Annotated in this window: 12 protein-coding genes and 2 pseudogenes; 6 read left to right on the top strand and 8 right to left on the bottom strand. The window is 68.6% G+C overall.

Going from position 1 to position 9,227, the window contains the following annotated elements:
* Window positions 1–133: 133 nt before the first annotated feature.
* Both Q1K09_RS12630 and Q1K09_RS12625 read right to left on the bottom strand, forming a co-directional pair.
* Window positions 134–814 carry an NAD(P)H-binding protein gene (locus Q1K09_RS12630; RefSeq protein WP_300345826.1) on the bottom strand — a complete coding sequence of 227 codons (681 nt, stop codon included), beginning with the start codon at window positions 812–814 and terminating at the stop codon, window positions 134–136.
* A gap of 12 nt (window positions 815–826) precedes the next feature.
* Complete coding sequence (locus Q1K09_RS12625) at window positions 827–1,198, bottom strand: VOC family protein (RefSeq protein ID WP_300345825.1); 372 nt, start codon at window positions 1,196–1,198, stop codon at window positions 827–829.
* A gap of 117 nt (window positions 1,199–1,315) precedes the next feature.
* On the opposite strand from Q1K09_RS12625, the gene Q1K09_RS12620 reads away from it, so the two are divergent.
* The 4 genes from Q1K09_RS12620 to Q1K09_RS12605 all read left to right on the top strand — a co-directional run bounded on the left by Q1K09_RS12620 (window position 1,316) and on the right by Q1K09_RS12605 (window position 4,249).
* Window positions 1,316–1,699: a metalloregulator ArsR/SmtB family transcription factor gene (locus Q1K09_RS12620; RefSeq protein ID WP_300345824.1), complete on the top strand. Its 384-nt coding sequence runs from the start codon at window positions 1,316–1,318 to the stop codon at window positions 1,697–1,699.
* Complete coding sequence (locus Q1K09_RS12615) at window positions 1,662–2,195, top strand: SRPBCC domain-containing protein (protein WP_300345822.1); 534 nt, start codon at window positions 1,662–1,664, stop codon at window positions 2,193–2,195. The genes Q1K09_RS12620 and Q1K09_RS12615 overlap by 38 nt, the downstream gene beginning before the upstream one ends.
* Before the next feature lie 135 nt (window positions 2,196–2,330).
* Window positions 2,331–3,512 (top strand): amidohydrolase family protein, encoded by a 1,182-nt coding sequence (locus Q1K09_RS12610; protein WP_300345820.1) that lies wholly within the window; start codon window positions 2,331–2,333, stop codon window positions 3,510–3,512.
* Window positions 3,509–4,249 (top strand): DUF3626 domain-containing protein, encoded by a 741-nt coding sequence (locus tag Q1K09_RS12605; RefSeq protein ID WP_300345818.1) that lies wholly within the window; start codon window positions 3,509–3,511, stop codon window positions 4,247–4,249. The genes Q1K09_RS12610 and Q1K09_RS12605 overlap by 4 nt, the downstream gene beginning before the upstream one ends.
* A gap of 10 nt (window positions 4,250–4,259) precedes the next feature.
* Here the strand turns inward: Q1K09_RS12605 and Q1K09_RS12600 are convergent, their stop codons facing one another.
* From Q1K09_RS12600 to Q1K09_RS12590, 3 genes are read right to left on the bottom strand one after another with little or no spacing between them, the layout of a single operon-like run.
* Entirely contained in the window at window positions 4,260–4,481 is a 222-nt protein-coding gene (locus Q1K09_RS12600; protein WP_300345816.1) for a hypothetical protein, read from the bottom strand.
* A 14-nt stretch (window positions 4,482–4,495) separates the two neighbouring features.
* Complete coding sequence (locus Q1K09_RS12595; RefSeq protein ID WP_300345815.1) at window positions 4,496–4,957, bottom strand: VOC family protein; 462 nt, start codon at window positions 4,955–4,957, stop codon at window positions 4,496–4,498.
* Window positions 4,954–5,538 (bottom strand): DinB family protein, encoded by a 585-nt coding sequence (locus tag Q1K09_RS12590; protein ID WP_300345814.1) that lies wholly within the window; start codon window positions 5,536–5,538, stop codon window positions 4,954–4,956. Before Q1K09_RS12590 ends, Q1K09_RS12595 begins: the two co-directional genes overlap by 4 nt.
* A 61-nt stretch (window positions 5,539–5,599) precedes the next feature.
* Here Q1K09_RS12590 and Q1K09_RS12585 point away from each other — a divergent pair, with 61 nt between their 5' ends.
* Entirely contained in the window at window positions 5,600–6,559 is a 960-nt protein-coding gene (locus Q1K09_RS12585; RefSeq protein WP_300345813.1) for a YafY family protein, read from the top strand.
* Between the two features lie 335 nt (window positions 6,560–6,894).
* Here the strand turns inward: Q1K09_RS12585 and Q1K09_RS12580 are convergent.
* The 3 genes and pseudogenes from Q1K09_RS12580 to Q1K09_RS12570 form a co-directional block, all read right to left on the bottom strand.
* Window positions 6,895–7,545 (bottom strand): annotated as a pseudogene (locus Q1K09_RS12580) (FAD-dependent monooxygenase); the annotation flags it as partial.
* Window positions 7,515–7,868 (bottom strand): annotated as a pseudogene (locus Q1K09_RS12575) (FAD-dependent monooxygenase); the annotation flags it as partial. The pseudogenes Q1K09_RS12580 and Q1K09_RS12575, both read right to left, overlap by 31 nt.
* A gap of 9 nt (window positions 7,869–7,877) precedes the next feature.
* Window positions 7,878–8,489 carry a TetR/AcrR family transcriptional regulator gene (locus Q1K09_RS12570; RefSeq protein ID WP_300345812.1) on the bottom strand — a complete coding sequence of 204 codons (612 nt, stop codon included), beginning with the start codon at window positions 8,487–8,489 and terminating at the stop codon, window positions 7,878–7,880.
* A gap of 120 nt (window positions 8,490–8,609) precedes the next feature.
* Between Q1K09_RS12570 and Q1K09_RS12565 the strand changes: the two genes are divergently transcribed.
* Window positions 8,610–9,227 (top strand): hypothetical protein (locus Q1K09_RS12565; RefSeq protein WP_300345811.1); only part of this gene is annotated, 618 nt, incomplete at its 3' end.

Genomic DNA, 9,227 nt, shown 5'->3' with positions numbered 1-9,227 from the left:
TCCAGCTCGGCGCTGACCGTGGGCACCTGGATCATGCGAGCGAGCCGGCTGGCCATGGCCGCGGCGGATTCTGAAGCCATGGTCGAATCTTAGACCCGGACGCCGGCGTCAGGAGTTCACCGGGGTGCAGAGATCACCGCGAAGCAGAGATCACCGCGAAGCGCTGCCGGTGGTGTGCCGGGGTCTCGATCTCATCCACCACCGCCCGGGCCAGGTCCTCGGCCGCCAGCTGGGAGCCGCCGTCGCCGCCGGTGGGAAGCACACCGGAGTCATCTGCGCCGTAGCTGCCGGTGGGCTCGGTGGGGTAGTGCGCCCCGAACTCTGCCGCCGGGGAGACGTAGAACCAGTCCACAGAGGCGTCTGCGCCCTCCAGGCGCTCCAGCACCCGGATCATCTCCTCAGCCTCCGGCTTGGCCGGATCCGGGAACTGGTCGGTGTCGATCAGCCGCGGACCCTCGGGGGAGACCCGCAGGGACCCGGCTCCGCCTATCACCCCCAGCCGGGCCCCGGTCTCCAGGGCCAGCGGGACAAGAGTCTGCACCACCTCGATCACCCGGCTGCGCATCTCTTCCCGGGCGGCAAGGGCGACCACGACGACGTCGGTGCGCCGCACCAGCTGCTTCAGGAACGTCTCATCTCTAGCGTCCCCGGCTACGAATTCAGGCGCGGAGCCGGAGTCTGCGTCAGTGGGCGGCGTGTCCTGCGCCGGGCGACGGCGGGCGACGGCGACCATCTGATGGCCGCGGGAGGCGGCCTCGGCCACAATGGCTGAGCCCGCGTACCCGGTGCCGCCCAGAACGGTGATATGCGGCATGCGCGGTTCCTTTCAGCTGTGGCGGGGCCAGCACAGGCAGAACGGGTGGCCGGCCGGATCGGAGTAGACCCGGAAGGCGTCGCCCTGCTCGGCGGAGTCCTCCCACTGCAGCAGCGTGGCGCCCAGGTCCATCACATGCTGGTGGGCAGCGTCGATATCCTCCACCCACAGGTCCAGGTGAATCTGCTGCGGGGTGCCGTCGGGCCACTGCGGCGGCTGGTGGTCAGGGGCCAGCTGCACTCCCACGCGCGGGGCGCCGTCGACCATCACCATGTGCCAGTCATCCTCGGCATCCACAGTGCCCTGAAGCACCCCGGCCCAGAAGCGGCTCTCAGGTTCCAGCTCGGCGGCGTCGAACACCACCACTTGATGCGTGATCTGCACAGCGACTCCTTACAGCTCGGCGGGACTGTGGCCGAGTCTATGGACTCAGGCCGCGGCCGGGGAAGTCCTCGTTGATTAACTATTGCGTTATATAACTGCATACGCAACTATAGGTGTATGCACACATTGGACGTGCTGGCGGAGCCGACGCGCCGGCGCATTGTGGAGGAACTCGCCGCCGGGCCACGGTCCGCCGGCGCGTTGGCAGATCTGCTGCACGCAGAGTTCGGGATCTCGCAGCCTGCGGTCTCCCGGCACCTGCGTGTGCTCAAGGACGCCGGGGTGGTCGCCTCCACAGCGGACGCCCAGCGCCGGGTCTACGCGCTGAACCCCCAGGCGGTTGAAGAGGTCGTCGACTGGGCTGACCGCATCACCCGATTCTGGAACCAGCGATTGGACGCGTTGGAGACCGAGATCGCCCGCGGACAGTCCGCGCGCCGACGAACCGAACAAGGAGTCCCCCATGACCGAGAAGCCCACAGCAACGCCGCTGCCGGATAAATCCGCCGACGAGTCCGCATCCCTGGCCGACGTGCTCCGCCACGGAGACAGATACACCCTGCGCTTCCGACGCCGGCTGGCCACCACCGTGGCCGACGCATGGAGTGCGATCTCCGAACCTGACCGCATAGCCCGCTGGTTCGCCCCAGTGACAATCGAGAACCGCAGGTGGATCACCTACTGGGATAACGGCCGGGAATACGCTGCCGGCCAGATACTCAGCTGCGAGCCCGAGGAGCACCTGGAAGTGAGCTGGCGCGCCACCGACGACGTCGACTCCGCGATGGAGTCGGTGCTGCGAATCAGTCTGCACCCCGAGGCCGACGGGGTCCTGCTGGTGCTGCAGCACGAGCGCCTGCACCGTCAGGACGTGGAGCAGTACGGAGCGGGCTGGCACGCATTTCTGGAGGGGTTCCCCGGCGGGGGCGAGCAGCTGAACTGGGGCGAGAGGTTCCGGAGCCAGCAGCCGCACTACCGGGGCCTGGCCAGCCCATGAGGCGGCTCTAGTCCGCCGGCGGCGCCTCCGGTAGCCTCAGACCACACCCTTGAAGAGGAAACAGATGATGACATCGCATGCCGCGCCCGCGGTCACCGACTGGCAGACTCTGCGCGCCCTGCGAGTGGTGACGTGGTGGGGATAGCAAGTCCGCAGCGGCCCGGCGAGCTGTGCATCACGGACCCCTCACTCATCGCCGCCCCCGGCGCCCCCGTGGCGCCCAAGATCAACCTGCCCATCCGGGACGGCCGGGTGGAGCGGATCGACCAGCAGCCGGCCGCACCTGAGGCCGAGATTCTCGACGCCGGCGGGCGAGTGGTCACCGCTGGGTTCTGGAACTGCCACGTGCACCTGACCGAGCCGGTCTGGTCCCGGGCGGCCTCCGCCGAAGCACCGGTGCTGCAGCACCACTTGGATGACATGTTCAGCTCCCGCGGCTTCACCGGTGCCATGGACCTGGGATCGAATCCGCGCACCACGGCCGCAGTGATCTCCCGCATCGCCTCAGGCGAGCTGAACGGACCGCAGCTGCTGACCGCCGGTGCTGGAATCTACCCGCCGCGGGGACTGCCGTTCTACGTGCAGATCCCGTGGCATCTCCGCCCGCTGATGCCGCAGCCGCGAACCCCGGCGGCAGCCCGCCGCGCAGTCAACCGATCCCAGCGGCGCGGGGCCGCCGTCGCCAAACTGTCCACCGGCTCCTACCTGGCCCCTGACCCTGAGCAGGTGGTGCCCATGCCGCTGCCGGTGGCGCGGGCAGCCACCGAGCAGGCGCACCGCCAGGGCCGACCGGTATTCGCCCACACATCCAATCGCGAGGGTCTGCGGGGTGCCGTGGAGGCCGGGGTCGATGTCATCGCCCACGTCCCGGACACCCCGGCCGGCACTGAGCCGCTGCTGCGGGAGGCCGCCCGCCGGGGAATGCGGATGATCCCCACCCTGGACATGTTCTTTCAGACTGTCGGCACCCACCCGGAGTACCGGGACCCGATCTTCCAGGCTCTGGCAGTCTTCCGCGAAGCCGGCGGGCAGCTGCTCTTCGGCACCGATGTGGGCTACCTTCCAGACCGCCGCACCCAGGGAGAGCTGACGGCACTGGAGACCTCTGGCGTGGATGCGACCGAGGCCCTGGCCATGCTGACCACCGCACCCGCGGAACTGGCGCAGGCGGGAACCGGTACCGTCGAACCGGCAGCGGCAGCCGATCTGGTGGTGCTCGACCACCGTGAGCTCACCTCACCCCGGCAGCTGGCCGATGTGTTCGCCACTGTGGCAGCCGGGAAGCTGATCTGGACACAGGACCGGGCCGCAGCATGAGCCTGACCCTGCAGTTCCACCCCGACTGGCCCTACCAGCAGGGCCTGGTCATCGACGCGATGGTCCGCGATGGCCGCTACCGCTCCCAATTCGAGACCGGCACCAGCAATGGTGGGCTGACCGCGAAGCCAGGCGGCGACCGGTGGCGGTGGGAGAGCAGACTCTTTGAGGGCCGCTACGACGATCAGGAGGCCTCGGCACGTCCGGTGTACGGGGCGTGGAACCGGCGCACAGACCCCTACGGCGGCTCGCCACGATTCGGGTCCGCGCACTTCCGGATGCGGCCCCACGTGCTGGAGCGCACCACTTTCTGCTTCCCGGACAGCGTGTTCGAACCCGCCGCCGTCGGCGGGCCCGAGGCGCTCCCGCAGCTGCAGCGGCTGGCCGACGAGGCCGGCCACGACTACCTCGATGACTATGTGGAGGCCCACGTCCACGGGGGAGTGCGCTTCGCCGAGGACGTCGAGGCGCTCGTGCTGGATCCTTGCCACCGCGGCGGCCCCGTGGCAGAAGCGGCCGCCCAGCTGGGGTGCCCCATCGAGTTCCACCCTGGCTTCCGGGCGGAGACCGCCCAGCTGGAGGAGTCCTATCGCGGGCCGCGGCCGGTGCAGCTGGCGCGGGCACTGGGGCCGGTGCTGACTCCGGAGACAGTCGCTGCCGCAGCAGCGGAGGGCGTCCACGACCCGCAGACGCTCAAGCGGGTCTGGCACCTCCTGGCCCGGTACGGCAGACAGTGAGGAGACCGGCCTAGGACTCCTCCCGGAATCTCAGGCCCTTCTCGCCCAGGGCCTCCCGCAGGATTCTGATCGCCTTGGGGCCGACCCCGTGAATGGCCAGCAGCTGCTTCTCGGTGTGCTGGCTGACCTTCTGCAGTGAGTCGATGCCCGCGTTCTTCAGCTCCCGGGGCGCTGTCTTTCCCATCTCATGGGGCAGATCACCCACCGGCCGAACATCTGGTGTGCCGCTCATAGGTCCATCCTCCCTCAGTCCAGGCAGAACTCGTTGCCCTCAGGGTCCGCCATCACAATGAATCCCAGGCTCATCGGCGGATCCGGTTCGTGGCGCCGGACTCTGCGGGCCCCCAGGGACACCAGACGCTGAGCTTCCTCCTCCAGCGCCTGCATCCGCGGCTCATCACGCAGATCCTCGGCAGCGCGCACATCCAGATGCACCCGGTTCTTCGCCGCCTTCGGCTCCGGGACCCGCTGGAAGAAGATCCTCGGCCCCCGCTGCTCAGGGTCCACCAGTGCAGAGGCGGAGTTGCGCTGCTCCACAGGCACCCCGGCCCCCTCCAAGAACACATCCCAGGCCACCCGCCCGTCTTCACCCGGCTCCAGGGTCACACCCGGTGGAGGCGGGTGCACATACCCCAGAACATCTGCCCAGAACGCGGACAGTTTCCTGGGGTCTTCGGCGTCGAACGTGATCTGCACTGTGGCGCTCATGGCATCTTCCTTCCGGGCTCAGCACGTTCTCCTCCGCCGCTGTGGGCAAACAGATCCCGCAGCAGCGCCACCTCGGCAAGGTGGTGGATCAGCTCACGGTGAATATGCAGCACCAGCCGGGCCATGGAGTCGAACCCATCCTCCCCGCACGGTTGATGCAGTCCCGCCTCGCCCAGAGTCTTCACTCCGGTGATCCACCGGTGGTACTCCTCATCCAGCTGGGCCAGGGCTTGGTCCGCGGAGGAGGCATAGTCAAAGGAGAGGTAGTCAGTGGGCTCCCGGCCGAAGTGCGAGGCATTGCGCATGGCCAGAACTCCCACGATCACGTGTCCCAGCCGCCACGCGATGGTGGTGAACGGGGTAGGCTCCGGGGCAGGGGCGGCGAACTCTATGATCATGGACCCCGAGCCGCCCTGGATGGCGGCGCTGCTGGTCCCGCGCCGTCGAACGTTCCAGGCGCCGGGCACCGGCTCCCAGAAGTACTCTTCGTCGCTCAGCCCCGCCAGCCGATCCCGGATCTGGTTCTTCCAATGCCACTCGAGCTGGTCGGCGAGCACGTCATTCCATTTCTGCTGTGTCATGTGCACAGCCTCTCACCCGTTGCGGACAGTTACGGTCCGCGATCGATGAGAGAATCTGGGCATGGCTGCTGAAGCGACCACCGAGCGGGTGCTGCGGCTGCTGGGGCTGCTGCAGCGCCGGCCGCTCTGGACGGGGGCGCAGCTGGCTGAGCAGCTGGGGGTCACCGAACGGTCGGTCCGCCGGGATGTGGAGCGGCTGCGCGCCCTGGGATACCCGGTGGAGGCCTCCGCCGGTGTGGGCGGCGGATACCGGCTGCGCGCAGGGTCTGAGCTGCCGCCGCTGCTGTTCGACGACGACGAAGCCACCGCCACCGCCGTCTCCCTGCGGATTGCCGCCGGCGGGACAGTCTCCGGGGTCGGGGAGGCCGCGCTGCGTGCCCTGGCCAAGCTGGACCAGGTGATGCCTCCGCGGCTGCGCGGCCAGGCCCGCTCCCTCCACGAGGCCACCGACACGCTGTGGGCCGACGAGGCCGCGATCGATTCTGAGACGCTGGTGCTGCTGGCCCGAGCCTGCCGGGACTGTTCTCAGGTGCGCTTCCGCTACACCGGCTCCTCAGGGGGCGCCCGTGTGCGAAGGGCGGAGCCGGTCCGCATGGTGGCCACCGGTTGGCGCTGGTACCTGATGGCCTATGACCTGGATAAGCAGGATTGGCGCACCTTCCGGTTGGACAGCATCACCGAGCTGGAGGTCACCACCTGGCGGTTCACGCCCCGGGCCCACCCTGACCCGGTGGACTACGTGCAGCGTTCGGTCACCGCCTCGCCCTACCGGCACCAGGCGCGGGTCAGGCTGCACGCACCGGCCGCCGAAGTGCGGGACCGCATCCCGCCTCAGGTGGCCCGGATCGAGGACGACGACGTCGAGGGCTGGTGCGTGCTCCACACCGGGGCTGATGACCTGAACTGGCTGGCAGTCCACATTGCGCTGCTGGATGTGCCGGCCGAGATTCTGGAGCCCGCGGCGCTGCGTGGCGCCTCGCAACGGCTCGCCGAGCGGCTGCACCAGATGTCCCGATCCTGAATCCGGGCCCCTCGCGCCCGCCGATATCGGGGGTCTGCACTAGCTTTCGGTCTGGTCCTGGTGTGCCGCCGGTGCCCTGCGCGCGAACTCAGGGGTCGGCTCGGCCCGGGGCCGTAGGAGATCAGCCGGGCCGGCAGTGCGCTGAGCACCGGAAGCGCCTTCATCAGAGCCGGCAGCGCCGGCGGAGGCCCGCTGCGCCTGCGCTCGAAGACCGGACGCAGCACCCGCGCATTGACCGCCCGCTGCATCCACTGGACCACCCGGGTCGGAGGCATACGACGGCGCTGCACACGAGCCAGATCTGAGGGCGCGACCCGGCCGCGCTGCAGCACCGGGCCGAGGATCCTGGCCGCAGCCACGGCGTCCTGGATGGCCAGGTTGATCCCCACGCCTCCCACCGGGGTCATCGCATGGGCGGCATCTCCGATGCACAGCACGCCCTCGGCGTACCAGCGGCGAAGCCGATCCAGCCTGACATCCAACCGGTGCACATCATCCATGCTGGTCAGCGCCTCCAGGCGGTCGGTCAGCTCAGGGGCAAGGGAGGCAATGCGCTGTCGCAAAGCCGCGACTCCTTCGGCGCGCAGCTGCTGATCCGATCCCTTCGGGGCCAGGTAGGCAAGCTGGTCATGCTCGGGCCGGGCCAGCCGCAGCAGTCCCTCCGCCTCCCCGAGCCGGGGTGCGATCCGCGGTGCTTCCTGCTCGTCGCCGGGCCTCTTGGGCAGCTGGAACCACCAGACGTCGAAAGGCACCGGGAGCTCGGTGGAGGGCAGGTCCAGCTGGCGGCGCAGCACTGAGTTCCGGCCCTCGCAGACCACGGTGAGATCCGCATGAATCTCCTGGAGAGTCTCCTCGCCTCTGGTGCGCCACCGGCCCCGGTCACCCGATTGCCTGAATGCAGCAGGTCGACGCTTTCTGCTCCCATGCCCAGCCGGAAGCCGGGCTCCCGGTCTGCTTCGGCGGCGAGGAAGGCCAACAGGTCCCACTGCGGAATCATTCGGACGCAGTTGTACGGCTCCGGGAGCCGGCTGAAATCCGCCACGATGACTGCCGATCCGTCCGGACCGGGCAGCTCGAGGTTTCCCAACCGACCCTGCGGAAGCTGACGGAACCGGCTGCCGAGACCGAGATCATCCATCAGCTTCATAGTGGAGGCGTGGACCGTGTCGCCGCGGAAATCGCGGAGGAAGTCGGTGTGCTTCTCCAGCACGGTGACGCTGATCCCGGCACGAGCCAGCAGCAGGCCCAGCACGATGCCCGCCGGCCCACCTCCGGAGATGAGGACTGTGGTGCGCTCAGGGCGGCTCATGGTCCCAGCCTACGGAGTCCAGGGCGGTCGCAGGAATGCGCGGACGCTTCGTATCAGGTGTTTTCGTTGCGTGGCGGGGTCGAACTCCGGCTGGGTGGCGGCCTGCAGATAGAGCGCCGAGATGAGGCTGCTGATCCAGGAGGCGGCCTCCTCCACGTCAAGCTCCGGGTCGACATCGCCGCTGCCGGCTGCGCGCTGCAGCAGGCGACGGAGACCATGTGTCTCATGGGACTCGGCGTCCTCTAAGACCTTCCGGACCTCGGGGTCGCGGTGTGCCTGGAGCATCGCCTCGAGCACCAAGTGCGGCACGATGGGATGTTCGGCTGCAGGCTCGGCCAGATGGCTGACGAACCTCAGCAAGGCCTCCATGGGGTCAGCGTCCTGGGCGAGTTCCTCCAACAGGCTGCGGGTCTGCTGCTCGTCCTGGGTGAGCACCGCGAGGAAGAGCTGCTTCTTCCCGGGGAAGTAGTGGTAGAGGGTCCCCAGGCTGATACCGGCTTGGGCGCACAGCTGGGAGGTTGTGGTGCGTTCGTATCCCCGGGCGGCGAACAGCACTGCTGCGCTGTCCAGGATGTGCTGGCGCTTCGCGGCGTGCGCCTCCGGGTCGACTTTCCGCGGCATGTCACCTCCTTTCCGAAGGGAACCCATTAGTAGAGCGTGCGCTCGGTTATATGCTACTCTGATTGTTCCGGCGCCGTGGCGCACCCCCGTGGCCTCTATCAGCTCAACCCAGGGAGCCTCATGTCCGAGACGAGCATCACTGTGACCGTCGACTCCAAGCTGATGCCTGCCTTTGCCGGAGTGGGCGCCGCCCTGGGCTTCGGCGCGGCGTGGGCGGTCGGTCCGGTGGTGTCCTGGCTGCTGGATCGCGTCGACTCAGCTCCAGCGCCGCTGCGGCTGATCGATCAGCTGCCACTGGTGTGGTCCCTGCCGCTGCTGACCGTGCTCGGCGCCGTCGCAGGCTGGATCGTCTTCAGCCTCTGGAATGAGGAGGTGGGAAGCGTCGTCGTCGACCCGGAGAAGGTCCGTGTTCACACCAAGGCGAGCTCTGCGGAGTTCACCCGGGACGAGGTGGCCGAAATCTTCCTGGACAAGGATCAGCTGGTGCTGGTCGACGCCGAGTCCCAGGAGCTCTCACGCACCAGCTCCGACAGCGGACTGGCGGGCAAGCTGGGTGAGGCTTTCCGATCATTCGACTACCCCTGGCGCGGTGCGGGGGACCCGCGAGACGCCGAATTCGTGGAGTGGGTGGACCGCAGCGGTCCTCTGGAGGAGCCGGTCCATGCCCTGCTGCGGGCACGGCGCCGGGCGCTGGCTGATGGCAAGAACGGCGAAGCAGAGGCGCTGCGGGAGCAGCTG

The sequence above is a fragment of the Nesterenkonia sp. genome, from assembly GCF_029265375.1.
In the GTDB taxonomy this organism is placed as follows: Bacteria; Actinomycetota; Actinomycetes; order Actinomycetales; family Micrococcaceae; genus Nesterenkonia.
The sequence above is the reverse complement of the archived record's forward strand: the minus strand, read 5'-3'. Positions and strand labels throughout refer to the sequence as shown.